16 protein-coding genes are annotated in these 19,015 nt (G+C 52.0%); 11 read left to right on the top strand and 5 right to left on the bottom strand.

Going from position 1 to position 19,015, the window contains the following annotated elements:
* The 8 genes from tagH to PsW74_RS15615 form a co-directional block, all read left to right on the top strand.
* Window positions 1–1,309 (top strand): type VI secretion system-associated FHA domain protein TagH (tagH, locus tag PsW74_RS15580; RefSeq protein ID WP_063305842.1); only part of this gene is annotated, 1,309 nt, incomplete at its 5' end.
* Window positions 1,310–1,374: 65 nt separating this feature from the next.
* Window positions 1,375–1,935, top strand: coding sequence for a type VI secretion system lipoprotein TssJ (tssJ, locus tag PsW74_RS15585; RefSeq protein ID WP_063289819.1), 561 nt, complete (start codon window positions 1,375–1,377; stop codon window positions 1,933–1,935).
* 29 nt (window positions 1,936–1,964) lie between these two features.
* Window positions 1,965–3,314: a type VI secretion system baseplate subunit TssK gene (gene tssK / locus PsW74_RS15590; protein WP_082830588.1), complete on the top strand. Its 1,350-nt coding sequence runs from the start codon at window positions 1,965–1,967 to the stop codon at window positions 3,312–3,314.
* The gene (gene icmH, locus PsW74_RS15595) at window positions 3,314–4,132 is read left to right on the top strand and encodes a type IVB secretion system protein IcmH/DotU (RefSeq protein WP_208980635.1); all 819 of its coding nucleotides are present in this window, start codon (window positions 3,314–3,316) and stop codon (window positions 4,130–4,132) included. The genes tssK and icmH overlap by 1 nt, the downstream gene beginning before the upstream one ends.
* Before the next feature lie 15 nt (window positions 4,133–4,147).
* Window positions 4,148–6,850 (top strand): type VI secretion system ATPase TssH, encoded by a 2,703-nt coding sequence (gene tssH, locus PsW74_RS15600; RefSeq protein WP_063289820.1) that lies wholly within the window; start codon window positions 4,148–4,150, stop codon window positions 6,848–6,850.
* A 37-nt stretch (window positions 6,851–6,887) separates the two neighbouring features.
* Window positions 6,888–8,459, top strand: coding sequence for a sigma-54 dependent transcriptional regulator (locus PsW74_RS15605; protein WP_063289836.1), 1,572 nt, complete (start codon window positions 6,888–6,890; stop codon window positions 8,457–8,459).
* The gene (locus PsW74_RS15610) at window positions 8,449–9,324 is read left to right on the top strand and encodes a type VI secretion system-associated protein TagO (RefSeq protein ID WP_082830589.1); all 876 of its coding nucleotides are present in this window, start codon (window positions 8,449–8,451) and stop codon (window positions 9,322–9,324) included. The genes PsW74_RS15605 and PsW74_RS15610 overlap by 11 nt, the downstream gene beginning before the upstream one ends.
* Window positions 9,325–9,356: 32 nt before the next feature.
* On the top strand, window positions 9,357–10,256 hold the full coding sequence (locus PsW74_RS15615; RefSeq protein ID WP_063289821.1) for a pentapeptide repeat-containing protein: 900 nt from the start codon (window positions 9,357–9,359) through the stop codon (window positions 10,254–10,256).
* A gap of 25 nt (window positions 10,257–10,281) precedes the next feature.
* Here PsW74_RS15615 and PsW74_RS15620 read toward each other — a convergent pair whose 3' ends face one another.
* The 5 genes from PsW74_RS15620 to PsW74_RS15640 form a co-directional block, all read right to left on the bottom strand.
* The gene (locus PsW74_RS15620) at window positions 10,282–11,010 is read right to left on the bottom strand and encodes an ABC transporter permease (RefSeq protein ID WP_063289822.1); all 729 of its coding nucleotides are present in this window, start codon (window positions 11,008–11,010) and stop codon (window positions 10,282–10,284) included.
* Entirely contained in the window at window positions 10,997–11,941 is a 945-nt protein-coding gene (locus PsW74_RS15625) for an ABC transporter ATP-binding protein (protein ID WP_063289823.1), read from the bottom strand. Before PsW74_RS15625 ends, PsW74_RS15620 begins: the two co-directional genes overlap by 14 nt.
* Window positions 11,938–13,107 (bottom strand): ABC transporter permease, encoded by a 1,170-nt coding sequence (locus PsW74_RS15630; RefSeq protein ID WP_063289824.1) that lies wholly within the window; start codon window positions 13,105–13,107, stop codon window positions 11,938–11,940. The genes PsW74_RS15625 and PsW74_RS15630 overlap by 4 nt, the downstream gene beginning before the upstream one ends.
* An 11-nt stretch (window positions 13,108–13,118) precedes the next feature.
* The gene (locus PsW74_RS15635) at window positions 13,119–14,027 is read right to left on the bottom strand and encodes an ABC transporter substrate-binding protein (RefSeq protein WP_063289825.1); all 909 of its coding nucleotides are present in this window, start codon (window positions 14,025–14,027) and stop codon (window positions 13,119–13,121) included.
* A 754-nt stretch (window positions 14,028–14,781) separates the two neighbouring features.
* Complete coding sequence (locus PsW74_RS15640; protein ID WP_063289826.1) at window positions 14,782–15,012, bottom strand: hypothetical protein; 231 nt, start codon at window positions 15,010–15,012, stop codon at window positions 14,782–14,784.
* Between PsW74_RS15640 and PsW74_RS15645 the strand changes: the two genes are divergently transcribed.
* From PsW74_RS15645 to PsW74_RS15655, 3 genes are all read left to right on the top strand, one after another.
* Window positions 15,011–15,271 carry a DUF4212 domain-containing protein gene (locus PsW74_RS15645; RefSeq protein WP_057462081.1) on the top strand — a complete coding sequence of 87 codons (261 nt, stop codon included), beginning with the start codon at window positions 15,011–15,013 and terminating at the stop codon, window positions 15,269–15,271. The genes PsW74_RS15640 and PsW74_RS15645 overlap by 2 nt on opposite strands.
* Before the next feature lie 14 nt (window positions 15,272–15,285).
* A complete protein-coding gene (locus PsW74_RS15650) occupies window positions 15,286–17,073 on the top strand; it encodes a sodium:solute symporter family protein (protein ID WP_063289827.1) in 1,788 nt (595 codons plus the stop codon).
* 105 nt (window positions 17,074–17,178) lie between these two features.
* Window positions 17,179–19,008, top strand: coding sequence for a DUF294 nucleotidyltransferase-like domain-containing protein (locus PsW74_RS15655; RefSeq protein ID WP_063289828.1), 1,830 nt, complete (start codon window positions 17,179–17,181; stop codon window positions 19,006–19,008).
* Window positions 19,009–19,015 lie beyond the last annotated feature (7 nt).

The following is a 19,015-nucleotide window of genomic DNA, read 5'->3' on the forward strand; positions in this document are numbered from 1 at the left end:
AGCCGTGAGCGATGAAGGCATTATCGTAAATGGCTCCAATCGGCCGATCCCAACAGGTCAACGGTTCCGTGTCTCTGACGGTGATATCTGGAATGTCGGGGCGTTCAAGTTGACCACGTATGTGGTTGCGGAAGGCAGCGAGCTGGAAGACCAAAGCGAGCAATGGGCTGGCCGGTTTGCAGCCATAGACACAATTGTGTCTGGACGCTTGCAGGATGAAGACGAGCACACACAAGATAACATCGAATACATCCTCGCGGACCGGTTAGAGAGCGACCTGAGTGAGGATTTCTTTGCAGGCAATCAGCGGGCAGGTGCCCTTGCATGTGATCCTGTAGAGGTTCTTGATCAGCAGGATGACGAAGGTCTGCCTGGCAACCAAGACCCACTTTCTCAACTAAATCATGACAGCAAGCCCGACCAACAAGAATTGGACGAGGACTTGTTGAGCACTCTGGGGCTACAGCCTGAAAACAGCGGTAAGGCACTGGGTGTGGATGATCCTCAAGCACATCACCGTTTGATGATCATGCCCCAAGCAAAAGGAAACCATACAATGACCAATACAGGTACAGAGCCGGTTGACCCGGATATGGACAGTTATCTTGAGTCTCTGACGAACTCAGGCGGGCAAGAAATGTTGGTCAGCGATATTCAGGAGACCGAAAGGTGGCATGGTTCTGTTGCTCTCTCAGAAACGGGAGAAGAGGGCATGGTAGATCATGTGGTGCTGCGACCTCTTCTGACAGCATTGGGACTGCCAGCTGGCGATATGAGTTTGCCTGAGGCGAACCGCATTACTCAGGATGTTGGCGCAGCCTTGAAAACGGCAATTGCTGGGTTGATGGCCATTCATACGCAGCAGTGGGAAGATCGTTCGTCAATGAACGACACTCACCTGCACCCGGTGGAAGACAATCCGATCCGGCTGGCTCAAAGCCCTGAACAAGCGATTGAGGACCTTCTGCTTGTTCAGAGCCCAGTTCATTTAAACGCACCGTCTGCCATTGAAGAAAGTTTGATGCAGATCGAGCTGCATGAGAAAGCGAGCCGTGTTGCTGCTGATGAAGCTTTGGAAGCGGTTCTCCTGGGCCTTTCTCCAGAAAATCTGAAGAAGCGATTTGCGCGCTACAAGGGGCATGCGCCTCGTACAGGTGACCTGGATGGCTGGAATTGGCAGATGTACGAGCACTACTACCATGAAATGCGGTCCGGTCGTCAGCGCGGGCTGACACGCATGTTCTGGGAGGTCTTCCGGCAAGTCTATGATCGTGAAATGCGGAGCCAGCAACTGTATGCAGCTGAGTGACGTTTGATGGCTAGCGAAGATTTGAGGGTGTCCAGCTTTGGGAAGAATGAGGCGGTAGGCATACGATGAACTGGGGTTGGACACTAAACGCGCTCCTGCGAAAGAGCTCTCATCTTGCCTTTGCACTAGCTGCTCTGCTGGCGTTGAGTGCATGCGAAGCACAGAAAATTCCTGAGAAGGTTTTCAAGGTTGTCATGGATCCAGGCATTCCGGTTGGAGAGCCTAAGGACCAGCCGACACTGATTGATGTGACCATCTTCTCAGAACCAGGATCGAACAAGAATGATCTGGGCGAGAGCGTGCCGATTGATGTTTGGGTCTTCCAACTGGGTGACGATGGCAAGTTGCTGCAGTCCTCTTTTGAAGAGGCAACCGAAGACTACGAGAACGCTCTTGGAACCACCTTCATTGATGTGAAGGAGGTTCAGGTCATGCCCGGTGAATCCAAGGTCGTGAGTGAGCTTGAGTTGGATGAAGACACGGTCTTCATTGGCCTTGTGGGCGGCTACGCGAAGCCTGAGAAAGTCGATTGGCGCGTCGTTGAGCAGGTCAAGCCCAAGGGAGAAACTTACAAGCTGCTTGCTGTCATCAGCAGAAAAAAAATTATCACGAACCTTCATCGGTAGGTTTGAGAGCAAATAGGTTTATTTAGATTATGTCACTGCGAAACCATGTAATTTGGCGGGATGGCCTGTTTTTGAAGCCCCACCATTTTCAGCAGCAACAACGATATTTAGAACATCTTATCCGCTCTCGCAGCGAGGCGATTGATCCTTATCAGCACGGGGTAAGCCGGTTGGAGATCAATAAGGAAAGCCTGCTGCACGGTAAGTTGCTGGTTGACTATGCGCTGGGAATTTTCCCTGACGGTACAACGATTGATGTACCTGGCGAAACAATGGCGCCTGCGCCTTTGGATGTGAGCGGTGAAAATGTAGTCGGGCAGACGGTATATCTGGCTTTGCCATTGCGCTCAAATGGTGTTCCCGAAGTAGAAGACCCGCTCAACCCTCAGGATGCGACTCGAATGCGTGCGTTCTCTCAGGATGTGCGCAACAACACCAGTTCAGATTCTGAAGCGTTTCTGGTGGATGTGGCTCAGTATCGCCTGCGACTGATGCTCGAACGTGAAGACCGTTCTGCCTTCACGTGTCTACCTCTAACGCGTATCCGGAACAAAAACTCAGACGGTAGCGTGGTGCTGGATGATGAGTTTCTACCAATGGCCTCAACCATTGATGCTCAACCCCGCCTGCGTAAAACCCTTGATGATCTCGTAGGACTGCTGCGCCAGCGTGCCTCTCACATTTCAAGCCGCATGGGTACACCGGGTCAGCGAGGTGTCTCGGATGTTTCTGACTTCCTGATGCTGCAAACGATCAACCGTTTATGGCCGGAATTCCGGCACATGTCCTCCCTCAAAGGCGTGCACCCAAAAGAGCTCTATAAGATGTTCTCTGGGGCAGCCGGAGAGTTGGCAACGTTTACGCATGAACAACGCATGCCAACAACGTGGCCAGCCTACCATCATGAAGAACCGCAGATTTGCTTCGATCCAGTGATTAGCTCTTTACGCCAGTCGCTATCGACGATCTTTGAAGCAAACGCAATCGCACTACCGCTGAACAAGCAGAAGTATGGCATCATCACGTCACCGCTCAGTGATCGGTCGCTTCTGAACTCAGCAATTTTTGTTGTTGCAGTGAAAGCCAGTATGGAGCTGGAAGAACTGGCAAAGTCGTTCCCGGCGCAAACCAAGGTGTCGTCCATTGAGCGCATTCGCGAGTTGATTCATCTGCATCTGCCCGGGGTCGTGCTTCAAAGGCTTCCTTCTCCGCCACGACAATTGCCGTATCATGCAGGGTTCTCCTACTTCCAGCTGGATGCCAACTCAGCAGGTTGGCAATACATTGAAAACGCAAGTGGCTTTGCCTTCCACATCGCGGGTGAATTTGCTGATTTGCAGCTGCAGTTCTGGGCTATCCGCAATGAAAGGACGACATGATGAGTGAAGTTGCAAATCTGTTTGACTCTGGTGATCCTGAAGTTGTTGAAGACGCGCCAATTGCAAGTGCTGAAACAGTGCCTCAGAATTTAAAGGATGTTTCTCCAAGGCCAGTGCAGCACATCAGTTTCCCCATGCGTGGGCACAGCATCAATAAAATCATTGATGCAAGCCAGTCCTTACTTGCTTTGATCTCACGCATTCCGGAAGTCTCTGAGAACAACAAGCTAGACTACCTGCACAAAGATGTTCGGGCTGAGATTGAATCTCTTGAGCTGGAGCTTCAGCGCGAAGGATTTGATCGTGCCACCATTCTGGCGCACCGCTATTGCCTGTGTTCTGCAATTGATGAGGCGGTGATGTGCTCTCCCTGGGGGCAGAATTCCGACTGGTCCGAGCGCAGTTTGCTGGCATTGTTTCATAGCGAAACCTGGGGCGGTGAGAAATTTTTTATAGTTCTCAGCCGTTTGATGCGGGATCCAGTTCGTTACATTGAGTTGATTGAGTTCCTGTATTTACTGCTCGGACTTGGTTTCGAAGGCAAGTATCGAGTGATGCACAATGGCAAGCTGCAGCTCGAAGAAATCATGCGTGATGTTCACCACGTCATCCGGCAGGAGCGGGGTGAGGGGAATTTCGAACTTGGTCAATCAGAGAACAAAGTGATTGAGAAAGCGCATGTCGTTCATTGGCATACACCTGTTTCTCTTGTTTGGATTAGCCTTTTTATTTTATGCGCGCTGACCTACGCCGGGTTTTATTGGCAGATAGACCAATACACCGATGGGGTCGTCACTCAGCTGCGTGAAATGCTTTAATTTTGGAGATCGAGTATGGCTCGACTGGAAATCAAGGCGCTGATTGAGCGTCTCAACCTATGCTGCCGGCAGGCAATTGAAGAAGCAGCCAGCCTGTGCGTTTCGAACTCGCATCAGGAAGTCACAATTGAGCATTTCCTCATTTCTCTTATTTCACAACCTGCAGTGGATATTAGATTACTGGTACAAAGCCAGAATGTGGATGCAGACAAGTTGAACGAGGCCCTTCGTGCGACGTTCAACCGATATCGCAGAGTTGAAGCTGATCGCACGCCAACGTTCTCACCGCTGCTTCAGGACCTCTTGCAGGATGCATGGTTGATTGCCTCCGTTGAGCAAGGTGAGAAAACCGTCCGCTCTGGTGCTGTTCTCATTGCCCTGCTCAATGAGCGTGGCCGCTATATGCAGATGGACTACTACCCGCTGCTAGAGCGCGTCTCATCCGATGTTTTGCTGCGTGATTTTGAAGCGTTGACGGCTGGCTCTTTCGAAAAAGATCACCGTGCCATGCCGGGGACAGCATCAGGTGCAGGAGAGGGGGCAGACGGCTTCCTTCAAAAATACGGCACCAACTTCACTCAGCTGGCGAAAGATGGAAAGATTGATCCGATCTTCTGCCGCGATAATGAGATCCGCCAGATTATCGAAATCTTGTGCCGCCGCCGTAAGAACAACCCGATTTGTGTTGGTGAAGCTGGTGTAGGCAAAACCGCACTGGCAGAAGGTCTTGCCCTGCGCATTGCAAATGGTGAAGTCCCTGCAGATTTCGCCAATGTCTCTCTTTGGGGACTGGATATCGGAGCGTTGCAAGCTGGCGCATCTATGAAGGGTGAATTTGAAAAGCGCCTGAAGGGCGTTATTGATGAAGTCCGCTCCAGTCCTGAACCGATCATTTTATTTATTGATGAGGCGCATACGCTCATTGGAGCTGGTGGTGATCAAGGTGGTTCTGATGCTGCGAACCTTTTGAAGCCTGCTCTGGCCAGAGGCGAGCTGAAAACAATAGCCGCAACAACATGGTCTGAGTACAAAAAGTACTTTGAGAAAGACCCTGCCCTGACCCGCCGCTTCCAATTGGTGAAGTTGGATGAACCGACCATTGATGAAGCGATTATCATCATGCGCGGGCTTAAAAAAGCCTACGAAGATGCGCACGGTGTTTACATCACCGAAGAAGCGATTGGCGCTTCTGTTCGCCTTGCAGCGCGTTACATCACAGGCCGTCAGCTTCCAGACAAAGCGATTGATGTGCTGGATACAGCCTGTGCCCGCGTTCGAGCTGGGGCCAATACGCCTCCTGTCGAACTACAAGATGTCGAGCAAAGCCTCCAAACCTTGAGCTGGGAAAGAGAAGGCTTGGAGCGCGACCAGCACACAGGCCCATTGGAGCCTGAGCAATTAGAGCGTCTCAAAGCCATCGCAGACCAGTTGAATGAGCTTGAAGCGCGTAGGGCGGAGCTTTCGCAACGTCTGGAAACGCAAGTTTCCTTAGCTGAAAATTTCATTTCTGCCCGCGAAGATCTGTTTCAGAAGCAACCTGAAACACTCGACGAAGACGCCTTGGATGAAGTCCGAGCAAATCTTGCAAGCCACAAGAATGCGCTGATCGCAGAAGCTGGGGCAGAGCCTCTGATTTCGGTAGAAGTTGGACCTTCAGAGATTGCTGCAATCATAAGCGATTGGACAGGTATTCCGATCAACTCCATGGTGCAGGATGATTACCATCGTCTACTGACCCTTGCTGAAACTATGAAGAAAGCAATCAAAGGTCAGGACCATGCCATTGATGCCATAGAAGCACGCTTGCGCGCATCGCGGCTTGATCTGCACAAGAAAGGCCAACCGCTTGGTGTGTTCTTTCTTGCTGGACCTTCCGGCGTCGGAAAAACAGAGACAGCCCTGGAGGTCTCTCGCCGATTGTTCGGCGGCGAAGAGTTCATTACCACCATCAACATGTCTGAGTATCAGGAGCGTCACACGGTTTCCCGGTTGATTGGCTCCCCTCCAGGCTATGTCGGGTATGGAGAAGGTGGTGTGCTGACAGAGGCTATTCGCAAGAAGCCTTACTCTGTCGTGCTGCTTGATGAAGTTGAAAAAGCCGACCCGAACGTGCTTAACTTGTTCTATCAGGCATTCGATAAGGGAGAGCTTGCTGATGGGGAAGGGCGCCTTATCGATTGCCGCAACGTGGTGTTCTTCCTGACCAGCAATCTTGGCTCTGACCAAATAGAGAATTGGGTTGCCAGTGCCGAAGATGGTCAGGTTCCAAGCCATGGCTCGATGCTGAAATCTCTCACACCGCTGTTTGCGCAGCACTTTAAACCCGCACTCCTCGCGCGGATGGAACCATTGGTTTACCTGCCACTATCTGAAGAAGTACTGGCAGACATTGTGCAAATGCGTCTTGCTGATCTCATCCAGCTCTTGAAGGACACACAGAAGGTTGCGCTTTCCATTAGTGAAGAGGCCTATGAGCGTGTAACGCAAATGTGCCGAGTGGCCTCTAATGGTGCCCGGCTTGTTGATCAGGTTATTCAGCGCCAGCTGTTGCCTACGCTTTCTATTGAGCTGTTAGAAGCTGGCCATCGCGGTGAGCAGATTTCCGCGATTGCCATTGACAGCCCGGAAGGTGAGGACGGCTTCACTTTCGCAGCGGCCTACGAGGCAGATGCTGACGAGGAACCAGCCGAAGACCTCGCTTTGGAAGAGGCGCATTAGTATTGATATGGAGGCATCTTCCACAACAGACGCTCTGATGACATTGATGACGTGCAGGTCAGAAAATGAACTGCGCGCCATGATGTTGAAGACTGTGTTGGCGTCAACCAGAGCCCAAGCCATTGCTGTGTATTTGCCAGATATTACTGGCCGCAAGTTGATACCTTTTGCATGTGATGGCGGACTACCGGTAGCTCGCCTTCCGCAGCTTGACAATGAAGTCGGCACCGAGCGCTTCCGTGAGCTGGATGTCTTGCAAACTGAGCCATTCTACTTTGGGAAGACGCCATCTTCTGCGAAGACACATGATCTGAGCACGGCTTTGTTCTGTCGTCATGGCTCTCTCGTTGCCCATCGGATACTGCTGGAAACGTCAGAAGGTCATAACACATACAATCAAGTCTACATTTTCCTGCTCACTTCAGCAGGTAGTACTCCAAGACTTCAGGAGGAGCACCACACGTTGCATGTGTTGTGGCGCTCTTATTTCCACCTGTCCCCTTTGCTTGTCTCTTTGGAGAACCTGCAGAAAACTGAAGAAACGCAGGTTGAAAAGTCGAAGCACCAAAAAGGGCAGGTCGACTCCATGCTCTCAGATAACCTCGTGGGACGCTCACCGCAGATAACTCAGGTTAGAGAGAAAATCGCCCAATACGCACAAAACAAGTACGCGGTTTTGGTGCAAGGGGAGACGGGAACAGGCAAGGAAGTCGTTGCGCGATCCTTACACCGGCTCTCACAATTTTCTGATGGACCTTTCATTGCAGAAAATATTGCAGCTCTGCCAGAGAACCTTATTGAGAGCGAATTGTTTGGCTACAAAAAGGGTGCTTTCACCGGGGCAACTGAAAACAGAGACGGTCTTGTAAAAAGAGCTTCTGGTGGGACATTGTTCCTTGATGAGATTGGTGATCTATCGATCGATCTTCAGGTCAAACTGCTTCGTATTCTTCAGGAGAAAAAGCTTCGGCCACTGGGAGGAAGTAAAGACGAGCCTGTCGATTTCCGCCTCATCTGTGCCACCCATGTTGACCTGAAAAAAGCGATTGAGAACGGAAAATTCCGGGCCGATCTTTTCTACCGTATCACGCAGCTCACCATAGACGTACCACCATTGCGTAGCCGCGAAGGCGATAGAGTTCATCTCGCACGGCACTTCTTGCAGGAGATTGCCGTTAGCAATGCAGATACCTCCAAAGCACTGAGTGAAGAAGCCGTCTCCCTGCTGGAAACAGCAGAGCTGAAAGGCAATGTCCGTGAGCTGCAGAACTGCATGATCAAGGCCGTCTTTCTCGCTTATGACACTGACGAAATTTCAGGAAGTATTCTCAAACAGGCCATGAATGAGCAACTCGATACTGTTGCTGTGTCCGGAGCTCAGAGCAATTCTGTTGCAGGTGAGAACGTATACGATGATCTGTTACTGGCAGAAAAAGGACTTCGCACGGTTGTCTCAAACTTCGAGCTAGACTTGATACGGAGCGCGTATTCCCAGTTCAAAGGGGATCGGAGCAAAATGGCGGATTTCCTACAAATACCAAAACGTACCCTTGCCAACAAACTCAGCAAATTCAATTGTCCAACGATGGAATTCGACCATGAGAACTAGCAGGTTTGCTCACCCGATTTTTGCAACAGCGCTGGCCGGCCTGATAGCGGCTCCTACCAGTATTTCTCTATCAACGACCTCTTATGCAGAAACGATCACCTTGGAAAAACAGGTGGTTGAAAAATGCACTCTCACCATTGGCCGGGTTAATCGTTTGTCGTGCTTTGACCAGTTGCTTAAAACTCCGCTTGAGGTCTTATCTGCAGGAGAACCCAATCCAGAGTTCGTTGAGAATGTGAATGCACCTGCAGGCCGCTTGGAGCGACAGGCGAAAACGATGGAGCGAGTGCGATCTTCAGGGGATTTAGCCTGGCAGTTTCGCTTTGGCGCAGTCGGTCATCCCGCGATATTCAGGTGGGATGAGATCCAGGAAGAGAGCATGCCTGCTCAACCACTGGAGCAACGTGATGGGGCAATCCCTGAGAAGGCACAGGCACTGCAAACTGAGCAGGGACAGCAACCGGTTATTCAGCCAGGTGAAACCAATGTCTATCTCAGCATGAAAGCTGTGCAGTCTGTTGATGCTGGTATCGAGGAAAAGCCCGCGATCTTGCTGTTATCCTGTGTTGAAGACATCACAACAGTTGCCTTGGTGCTCAATGAGCCACACGTTAAACGCCGGGTTCCAATCCGCGTCATGTTGCGTGATCAGCGTATCGACAACGATGTCTGGCAGAGCGCGGAAAGCAAACGCATTCTTATCAGCCCGCGTGGATTGACCAGCATCGCACACATTAATCGTTGGGCCAACGTAGGTCGGGTGCAGCTTGATGTTGTGTCAGATGATGGCTCGCGTGCCTACCTATTTGACTTGGCAAACCTTCAGGACATGCTACCGCCTCTTCGCAAGGCGTGTCACTGGTAGGAATTTGATTTTTTGAGACAGGCATTTTTCCAATGAAGCATAGTTTCCGTATTGCTGTGATACTGGTAACCCTCGGGTTTCTGACAATTCCAGCCTATTTGATTTGCGACTATCTCAATCTCATTCCCGATGAGTATTCCATGGTGCGCAACCTTGTCGTACTTGCGGGTGGTAAGATTGAAACGTTTAGAAGTCAGTTACCCGTCCCAAAAGGCGTCCCTTATACGCCAATTGAGCAAACATCGGTATTTTACAATGTTGCGGCTGGTCTGAGTGCACTCTTCACTGTTTTTGTTGCAATTCCAGCGTTTTTATTGCTCGCATATATCGCCAGTTCAGCTTTCGCAGCAGTTAAGGCAACACGTCGCAACTACGTTTTGGGACAGTTCACCAAAGCCGCAGAACTCCTTGAATCCGGGAATGGCGCTTTGCGTGAAGCTGGTGTTGTGATCCTTTCAGAAATCGCCAAGTCCAATCCAAATGAACACTTTCAGGATGTCCTGCAACTTCTGGCCGCTCACATTCGCAGCACAAGCTCTGCACAACGCTCAAATTTGATGGCGGGCAAAGAACATGCTCGTGCCCGCGGGGAGTTGATTGCTTCAGTGCAGAAGGTGTCTGAACTGAGAAAGTTGCTTAGAAAGAAAGACAGAAGCATTCAGCTGGATCTAACCGGAGCTTATTTCCGGGGTATGAAGAGCAGTGGTGGCCTGATTGGGAGATCAAGCACACACGGCCCTGACCTGAGCTATTGTCTGTTAACGGACAGTGTCTTCGACGACGCCGACCTCACCAACGCAAACTTCTCGCAAGCAAACGTAAACCGTGCACGCATAGAAGAAAAATGGAAAGCCTTATTCTCCGTAGAACAATGGGCCAGCGTCCAAGTCATCAACGAAAAAGGAAAAGTCATCCGCCCACCCATCACTTGATGGTGGACGGATGACTTGGTGAGCACTAACAATGCTCTCTTGCGTAACGTTCAAGTTGGGTCAGTGCGTCGTAGATCAGGACTGCGAACAGGCCGACTATGAGGCCGCCTTGTAAGACGTAGGAGGTGTTGTTGGTCAGCAGGCCTGCGATGATGACTTCGCCAAGCGTGTGGGCGGCGACGGTGGAGCCGATTGTTGCTGTGCCGATGGCAATGACGACAGAGAGCCGAACACCTGTCAAGATCAAAGGAAGCGCCAGTGGAAGCTCGACTTGAAGCAAACGTTGCCGGCGGCTGAGCCCTATTCCCCGGGCTGCTTCCATGGTTGCCGGTGGCAAGGTTGAAAGACCGGTCATCGTGTTTTCGAAGATTGGCAAGATGCCGTACAAAAACAGCGCAACAAGCGTTGGTCCGGCTCCAAAACCCAGCATCGGAACTGCCAAAGCCAGAACGGCCACAGGTGGAAACGTCTGTCCCATATTCGCAATGGTGCGAGACAGCGGCAAAAATGCCTTCCCTTGTGGGCGAGTGACGAGGATCGCCAGTAACACCGCAACAACGATTGCGGCGACTGAGGCTAAGGCAACGATACCCAGATGGCTCAGAGAAAGCGACAACAACGAGGTACGATCGTAGATCACGGCGGCACCGGGCGGTGTGAAGGGTGCAAACATGGGTGCAAACCACTCAGGCCGAAGGACAAGAGCGAGCAGCAGCGAAACAACGATAACCCTCAGGAAATTAGCCCGGCTCATGTGTCCCCTCGGCTCTGGAGCGGATCGCTTCCAGTGTTACACGGCCAATAGGGTTACCGTCGCGTTCTACAGGCACAGCATTTCGCCCGCTCCAAAGGCAAACAGAAAGAGCCTCTCGCAGGCTGGCTTCCTCGTCGATTGACTCCCCTTCTGCAGCTCCCTCTTCAAGTATCTGGGAGACGGAAAGCAGCGATAACAGGCGAAGCGGCCGATCGACACCGCCAACCATTTCTGCAACAAACTCTGTGGCAGGGTTGGTGATGATCTCTGCTGGCGTGCCGTGCTGAACCAACTGTCCCTGATCCATCACCGCTACTTGATCACCAAGCTGTATGGCTTCCTCCATATCATGCGTGACGAGAAGAATTGTGGAGCCGAGTGTTCGTTGAATCCGGTGCAAGTCTGTCTGCGCGCGCGTTCGAATGATGGGGTCCAGTGCCCCGAAGGGCTCATCCATGAGCAACAGGTCGGGCCGTGATGCCAAAGCTCGTGCCACGCCTACCCGTTGTTGCTGACCGCCTGAGAGCTCAGCAGGATAGCGATCGCGAAACTCATCTGGCGGCATGGAGAATAAGTCCAACAGCTCATTCACGCGCGTATGGATCTTGTCCTTGTCCCAACCGAGTAGCCGCGGCACAGCGCCGATGTTTCTGGCAACTGTGTGATGCGGGAAAAGGCCATGGCCCTGAATTGCATATCCAATGCGGCGGCGCAGGGCGTTCTTCGGCAATCCTGCAGTTGGTTCACCATTGATCCGAACTTGACCAGACGTGGGCTCTACAAGCCGGTTGACCATACGTAGTAATGTACTTTTTCCAGAGCCGGATGTGCCGACGATTGCGGTGATTGTTGCACTCTCAATCGTCATAGATACGGAATCGACAGCAGGCCGTCCGTCGTAAACCTTGGTTATGTTGTCGATCTCAATCATCCGTGCCTCATCTGATTGGGGCGGGCCAGTTCGACCAGAATATCCATTGCAATTGCCGAGATAAGAGCAAGAATGACTGTTGGCAGGGCTCCAAGCAGGATCAAGTCTGTTGCGGTCTGATTGAGGCCTTGAAAGACAAAGGTTCCAAAACCACCACCGCCAATCAATCCGGCGATCACCGCAAGGCCAATATTCTGCACCAGAACAATCCGCAGTCCAGCCAGCATAACCGGAAGCCCGAGCGGCAACTGAATCTGTATGAGGCGTTGATGGCGGGTCATTCCCATACCGCGTGCAGCATCCAGCGTCACGATTGGAGTGGCTTCCAGACCGGCTACAGTGTTTGCCACCACCGGCAACAGGGAATAGATAACCAGTGCCAGAAATGCGGGCAAAAAGCCGATGCCGACGACACCCAGTTCCTTGGCACCAGGGACCGTGCTGCTGACCCAGGCAAGAAGCGGGATCATGATGCCAAACATGGCAAGTGAGGGAATTGTTTGCAGAAAGCTGAGCACTGGCAGGACAGCGCTACGCAAACCTTCGTTCCGGTGGCAATACACGCCAAGAGGGAAACCTATAGCAGCGGCCACAACAAGCGAGCCAAAAGCAAGGCCGAGGTGCCGCCACGCTGCGTTGAAGAAAGCATCCTGTCTGCTGGCGTATTCTCTGAAGATTGACAGATCGGTCAAGACCCCTGACCACAAGACCAACGCCGACACCACAATCGCTAGTGCCAACAAAGCGCCGCGCATTTTGGGGCCAGGAGAAAGAGAGGACAGAGCATCAGCCGCCAGCAGTAACAGGATTGCAAGCAAACACCAGAAACCACTGCCCAGGGATACTCTGGCATAAGTTCCAGCGCCTTCAAGAAGCGAGGTGCTGCCCTCCATCAGCAGCCAAATCAACGCTGCTATTCCGATCATTGCGCCCATCAAACGCAAAACTTGCCAGGCAGCTGGCAAACCAAGGACTAGCCCAGCCAGCAAGCCAACAAAGCCGGGAATGACGGCTTCTGGTCCGGCCACGCCCCACACAGGGATACCCTCACCCGCGACAATACGATTGGCGGCAAGCGTCATAAAAGGTGCGTATAAGGCAACCAGACCCAGGCTTACAAACAAAAGACCGGGTCCGGAGACGACTGATTTAATCCTGCCAAGCATAACGCGCGCAGTTAGTCCAAAACACCGATCTTGGTCAGATAGTCTTTTGCGACTGCAGCTGCAGGTTCACCACCAACTTGGATGCGACCGTTGAGCTCCTGTAGTGTCGCCAGATCCAGACCTGCAAAGATCGGGTTCAAGACTGATGCAACTTCTGGATACTGTTTTAACACAGCAGCTCGGATAACCGGAGCTGGCTCGTAGACTGGCTGCACGCCCTTATCATCGGTCATAACAATAAGGCCTGTTGCAGCAACGCCACCATCTGTGCCGTATGCCATAGCTGCGTTGACGCCAGATGTGCCACGAGCTGCGGCCTGAATTGTCGCGGCTGTGTCACCGCCAGAAAGCACGACTGTCTGATCTGGAGACAGCTTAAAGCCATAGGTTTCCTGCATAGCAGGAAGAACTGCCGGAGAAGAAACGAATTCTGTCGAGGCGGCCAGTTTCACATCACCGCCGTTTGCAACCCAAGCGCCGAAGTCAGACATAGTGGCAAGGTTGTTCTGAGAGGCCAATGCTCCTGTTACAGCGATAGCCCAAGTGTTGTTGGCTGGCGCAGGCTGAAGCCATACCAGCCCGTTCTTCTCACCATCAAGCTCAGCTGCGCGGGCGTATCCGGCTTTGGCGTCTTTCCAGACTTCGCTGTCCGCCTCATTGTGGAAGTAGGCTGCATTGCCCGTATATTCAGGATAGATGTCGATTTGCTCTGCAAGCTGTGCTTCGCGAACCACCTGAGTGCCGCCAAGCTGCAGGCGGCGTTCTACTGGCAAACCAGCATCTTCCAACGCAAGTGCAATAACGTTTCCGAGAAGACCACCTTCAGTATCAATTTTGGAAGAAACAACAATTTCAGCATGAGCTGCAACTGTTAAGGCTCCGGTCATGCCGATCGCAGCAAGAATTCGATTAAATGTCATGCGAAGTATGCTCCTCAAAGCTCTCTATTTTTCAGCACTGCATTGTGAAATTTCTATTATGGGAAGAATGTGGCATCCCTAAAAGGGCTATTGTCCTAAACTTGCGCGTTTAGCACGGAAACGATTTTGCCAAATCTGTCGAATATCATCTGAGATTTTCCCTCACTCGACTTCCCCCTCAGCCTCGAACACTCTTGAAAAAACCATAAGTAATCCAGAGTGGTACCAAAGGCACCGCTCATATAGGTCGCCACCTGTTCCTTCGCAACCCGCCTCGGGTCTCCAAACGGAACTTTATCCAGCGTTCATTCCGTCCCTTAATTCCCAAGGATATGCCCAGAGAAGTTCTGGCTGCAAGGTTTTGTTGAAATTGGAGATGTTCTCAGAAGTTTGAGGGTATTGGGGCACAAAATCCTTTTAGCCGTCGCTTTACTTAGCTCGTAAATACCAAGCATCTCATATCAATTCCCCTTGCACCATCTCACCCACATATGCCCCCTACAGATGTAGCTAAGCTGTAAGTAGTTTCAAAGTCTTTGGTTGTAATACATAAGTATTCTCTACGTAAGTAGGCGTGTACAAGTTGACCGAGGGGGAACAAACTGGTTGCTGAAGGTGGCTTGTGTGGGAGTCGTTGGAGGATCTTGTGATAGCTCAGTTCCGGCTTTGGGAACTGACGCAACGCTTTCTTGATGAAGTGGGGCGGGTTTAAGGGAGCAAGTGGCTAGCTGTGTAAGTCTGCGAGCTCTAAACTCTACGCAAATGTAAAGCTTAGCTTTCTGGAAATGGTGGTGTTTTGATGGGATTCTACGTCACCTGAGCGGCTTTTCTTGATGGGGTTTGTTAGGCCAAACAAGATCAACGAATACTCTCCAAGCCAGCTGACCAGTGGGAGGTACTGGTCATCAACAGCAAATCCAGTTTGAGATTTGGGGGCATATGCCGTCCGGTTGAATTTCATCCGGCCCAAACGGGAGGAGAGCATGTCAGATAACTCATCCAACAACGCATATTGGGCTGCCAATATGCGTATCATCAAAATAAGCCTCGTTATATGGGCTCTGGTCTCGTTCGGGTTTGGCATTTTGCTGCGCCCACTGCTGAGCGGCATTCGTGTTGGCGGCACTGATCTGGGGTTTTGGTTCGCACAACAGGGTTCCATTCTGGTCTTCCTGGCGATCATCTTTTTCTACGCCTGGCGTATGAACCGTCTTGACCGTGAACACGGCGTTGAAGAAGAATAGGGGCTTTTCAGATCATGGATCAGTTTACTATCAACTTGCTATTTGTGGGCAGCTCCTTTGCGCTCTACATCGGCATCGCGATCTGGGCCCGTGCGGGTTCCACATCTGAATTTTACGCTGCGGGCCGCGGCGTCCATCCTGTCACCAATGGCATGGCAACTGCAGCTGACTGGATGTCTGCGGCATCCTTTATTTCCATGGCCGGTCTTATTGCGTTTACCGGCTATGACAACTCATCCTTCCTGATGGGCTGGACCGGTGGCTACGTGTTGCTGGCACTGCTTCTGGCTCCGTATCTGCGCAAATTCGGCAAGTTCACCGTCTCTGAGTTTATCGGTGATCGCTTCTACAGTCAGACTGCACGTATTGTTGCTGTGGTTTGCTTGATTGTTGCGTCAACCACTTACGTGATCGGTCAGATGACGGGTGTTGGTGTTGCCTTTGGCCGCTTTCTGGAAGTTGACAACACAACAGGACTGTTGATCGGTGCCTGTGTTGTGTTTGCTTACGCTGTGTTCGGCGGCATGAAGGGCGTTACCTATACGCAGGTCGCTCAGTATGTGGTGCTGATTACCGCTTACACCATTCCAGCAGTTTTCATCTCGCTGCAATTGACTGGCAATCCAATTCCAGGACTTGGTCTGTTTGGTAATGATGTTGCAAGTGGCGAACCACTTCTGACCAAACTGGATCAGGTGGTGACTGAGCTTGGCTTCAACTCATACACATCGAACAATGCTGACACCTTCAACATGGTGCTGTTCACGCTGTCTCTGATGATCGGTACTGCTGGTCTGCCGCACGTGATCATGCGCTTCTTCACCGTGCCTAAAGTGGCTGATGCACGCTGGTCCGCAGGTTGGGCGCTGGTGTTTATTGCATTGCTTTACATCACCGCTCCTGCAGTTGGCGCGATGGCACGTCTCAACATCACAGATATGATGTGGCCAAACGGCGGCATTAATGGTGGTGCTGTTGAAGTTGCACAGATTAAGAATGACCCAAAATATGACTGGATGCACACCTGGGAAAAGACAGGACTTCTGGCTTGGGAAGACAAGAACGGCGACGGCAAAATCCAGTACTACAACGACAAGAGTGAAAAAATGCAAACTCTTGCCGGCGAAAAAGGCTGGGTTGGAAATGAGCTGACAAAGTTCAACCGTGACATCCTCGTGCTGGCGAACCCGGAAATTGCAAACCTGCCAGGTTGGGTGATTGGTCTGGTGGCTGCAGGCGGCTTGGCAGCGGCCCTTTCAACAGCAGCAGGGCTCTTGCTCGCAATCTCCTCAGCGGTTAGCCATGATTTGATCAAGGGGGCTATTAAGCCATCAATCTCAGAAAAGAGTGAGTTGATGTCTGCCCGAGTGGCCATGGCGGTTGCGATTATTGTGGCAACCTATCTGGGGCTCAATCCTCCGGGATTTGCGGCGCAAACGGTGGCACTGGCCTTCGGTCTTGCGGCGGCATCCATCTTCCCTGCGCTGATGATGGGTATCTTCTCAACCCGCATCAACAACACCGGCGCTGTTGCAGGTATGTTGTCTGGTCTGGTTGTGACCCTTGTTTACATCTTCCTGCACAAGGGCTGGTTCTTCATTCCAGGCACAGCCAGCTTCTCAGATGCTGATCCGCTGCTTGGTACGATCAAGTCCACATCGTTTGGTGCGATAGGTGCGGCTGTGAACTTCGCTGTTGCTTACTTTGTTGCAGGCATGACGAAGGAAACACCTCAGGTGATCAAGGACCTCGTGGAAAGCGTACGTATCCCTCGTGGAGCCGGTGCAGCTCAGGACCATTGATAACTGACGCGGGTTGCTGAACCTCAGTAACCCGCTGTCTTTCGATCCTGTCCTGCCCGGCCTATGCTGGGCAGGACTTTATTTCTTCCAGCTGAAGGTGGAGCCATGCCTCTTACATCAGAGCAAGTCCTGCAGTTTCTGAAATCCGTGCATCCCTATGATGTTCTTCCAGAGACAGATCAAGAGGCGTTGTCCAACCAGATAACAGTGTGGGAGCGTGTCCACGGTGCTGGTATTTATGAGCTCGGAGATCAACTGCCGGGGCTGTTTCTCATCTACGAGGGCGGCGTTGAAATCCGTGATAAGAATGATGCCGTCATAAGCCGTCTCGGCATTCGCAATTCGTTTGGGGAGCGCGGTCTGTTTCTGGACGGACGTGCGGTTACATCCGCAAAAGCCGGTGAGCCAACCGTCCTTTTGGTCCTCCCGCCAGCGTTATTGACAGAACTGATTGCAGCGCATCAACCCGTCGCCCGTTTCTTTGACCGGACTCAGAAGCCGCGAACCCGCGAAAATGATCTAGCCGCCATTCCAATTGAATCGTTTATGGCGCCCAACCCGATTACCTGCCGTCCTGATGATACAGTGCAACATGCTGCTCAGCAGATGAGGGATGCACGCGTTTCTTCGCTGTGTGTGACAGATGCAAAAGGTGGGCTGATCGGGATCATTACGGTGCGGGACCTCTCCTTTAAGGTTTTGGCGCCTGCTTTATCAGTTGAGACACCGGTTGAAGCTGTCATGACGGCTAATCCCATTGTGCTTGCGCCATCAGCCATCGGGTCGGATCTTTTACATTTGATGATGGAACGGCGCATTGGTCATGTCCCAATCGTGGAGGGAGAACGCCTCGTCGGCATGGTGACGCAAACGGATTTGACCCGGTTTCAGGCCATCAGTTCAGCTGAGTTGGTCAGCGAAGTTGCCAGGGCCAAAGATGCCTATGACATAGCCCGGGTGACGGCACGGATACCCAAGCTGCTGGTGCAGCTGGTGGCTGGTGGCAGTCGGCACGAAATAGTCACACGGTTGATCTCTGATATTGCTGATGCTGCAACCCGTCGCTTGCTGAAGCTGGCGGAAGAAAAGTTTGGCCCTCCGCCCGTCCCGTATCTTTGGCTTGCTTGTGGCTCGCAAGGGCGCCGCGAACAGACCGGGGTCAGCGATCAGGACAATTGCCTGTTTCTGGATGACGGCGTAACGGATGAGCAGCGGCTTGGGTATTTTGCTGATTTGGCAAAGTTTGTGTGTGATGGACTGAACACCAGCGGCTACATTTATTGCCCCGGCAACATGATGGCAACCAACCCGCGCTGGTGCCAGCCATTGTCTGTCTGGAAATCATATTTTGAAGGCTGGATCAACAAACCGGACCCAGAAGCGCAGATGCTCAGCTCTGTCATGTTTGACCTCAGGCCAATTGGCGGTGAGGTTTCCCTCTTTGAAGACCTGCAAACACAAACACTGGATGCTTCAAGCCGTAACTCGATATTTGTCGCACACATGGTCAGCAACTCGTTGAAACATACGCCGCCACTCAGTTTGCTGCGCGGATTGGCAACCATCCGCTCTGGTGAGCATAAGAACACGTTGGACATGAAGCATAACGGCGTGGTGCCAGTGGTTGATCTGGCTCGGATCTATGCGCTGCAAGGACAGATCGGGGCGGTTAATACCCGCGCACGGCTGGAAGAAGCTCGTGAGAGTGGCCAACTGAGCAAATCAGGCGCAGGAGATCTTCTGGATGCTTATGACCTGATCGCCGAGACGCGAATCCAGCATCAGGCCGATCTGGTTAAACAAGGCGCTCAACCCGATAATTTTCTGCAGCCTTCTAGCCTGTCAGATTTTGAACGCTCCCATGTCCGGGATGCGTTTGTTGTTGTTAAAACCATGCAGTCAGCAGTTGGGCATGGCCGTGGAATGCTAAGCTAGAGGGCGT

The sequence above is a fragment of the Pseudovibrio sp. W74 genome (genome assembly GCF_001623085.1).
Lineage (GTDB): Bacteria > Pseudomonadota > Alphaproteobacteria > Rhizobiales > Stappiaceae > Pseudovibrio.

What these genes read in the sequence shown, in the direction of transcription:
- tssJ (WP_063289819.1), top strand. Translation starts at nt 1,375, where the DNA reads ATGAACTGGGGTTGGACACTAAACGCGCTCCTGCGAAAGAGCTCTCAT.
- tssK (WP_082830588.1), top strand. Translation starts at nt 1,965, where the DNA reads ATGTCACTGCGAAACCATGTAATTTGGCGGGATGGCCTGTTTTTGAAG.
- icmH (WP_208980635.1), top strand. Translation starts at nt 3,314, where the DNA reads ATGAGTGAAGTTGCAAATCTGTTTGACTCTGGTGATCCTGAAGTTGTT.
- tssH (WP_063289820.1), top strand. Translation starts at nt 4,148, where the DNA reads ATGGCTCGACTGGAAATCAAGGCGCTGATTGAGCGTCTCAACCTATGC.
- PsW74_RS15605 (WP_063289836.1), top strand. Translation starts at nt 6,888, where the DNA reads ATGACATTGATGACGTGCAGGTCAGAAAATGAACTGCGCGCCATGATG.
- PsW74_RS15610 (WP_082830589.1), top strand. Translation starts at nt 8,449, where the DNA reads ATGAGAACTAGCAGGTTTGCTCACCCGATTTTTGCAACAGCGCTGGCC.
- PsW74_RS15615 (WP_063289821.1), top strand. Translation starts at nt 9,357, where the DNA reads ATGAAGCATAGTTTCCGTATTGCTGTGATACTGGTAACCCTCGGGTTT.
- PsW74_RS15620 (WP_063289822.1), bottom strand. Translation starts at nt 11,010, where the DNA reads ATGAGCCGGGCTAATTTCCTGAGGGTTATCGTTGTTTCGCTGCTGCTC.
- PsW74_RS15625 (WP_063289823.1), bottom strand. Translation starts at nt 11,941, where the DNA reads ATGATTGAGATCGACAACATAACCAAGGTTTACGACGGACGGCCTGCT.
- PsW74_RS15630 (WP_063289824.1), bottom strand. Translation starts at nt 13,107, where the DNA reads ATGCTTGGCAGGATTAAATCAGTCGTCTCCGGACCCGGTCTTTTGTTT.
- PsW74_RS15635 (WP_063289825.1), bottom strand. Translation starts at nt 14,027, where the DNA reads ATGACATTTAATCGAATTCTTGCTGCGATCGGCATGACCGGAGCCTTA.
- PsW74_RS15645 (WP_057462081.1), top strand. Translation starts at nt 15,011, where the DNA reads ATGTCAGATAACTCATCCAACAACGCATATTGGGCTGCCAATATGCGT.
- PsW74_RS15640 (WP_063289826.1), bottom strand. Translation starts at nt 15,012, where the DNA reads ATGCTCTCCTCCCGTTTGGGCCGGATGAAATTCAACCGGACGGCATAT.
- PsW74_RS15650 (WP_063289827.1), top strand. Translation starts at nt 15,286, where the DNA reads ATGGATCAGTTTACTATCAACTTGCTATTTGTGGGCAGCTCCTTTGCG.
- PsW74_RS15655 (WP_063289828.1), top strand. Translation starts at nt 17,179, where the DNA reads ATGCCTCTTACATCAGAGCAAGTCCTGCAGTTTCTGAAATCCGTGCAT.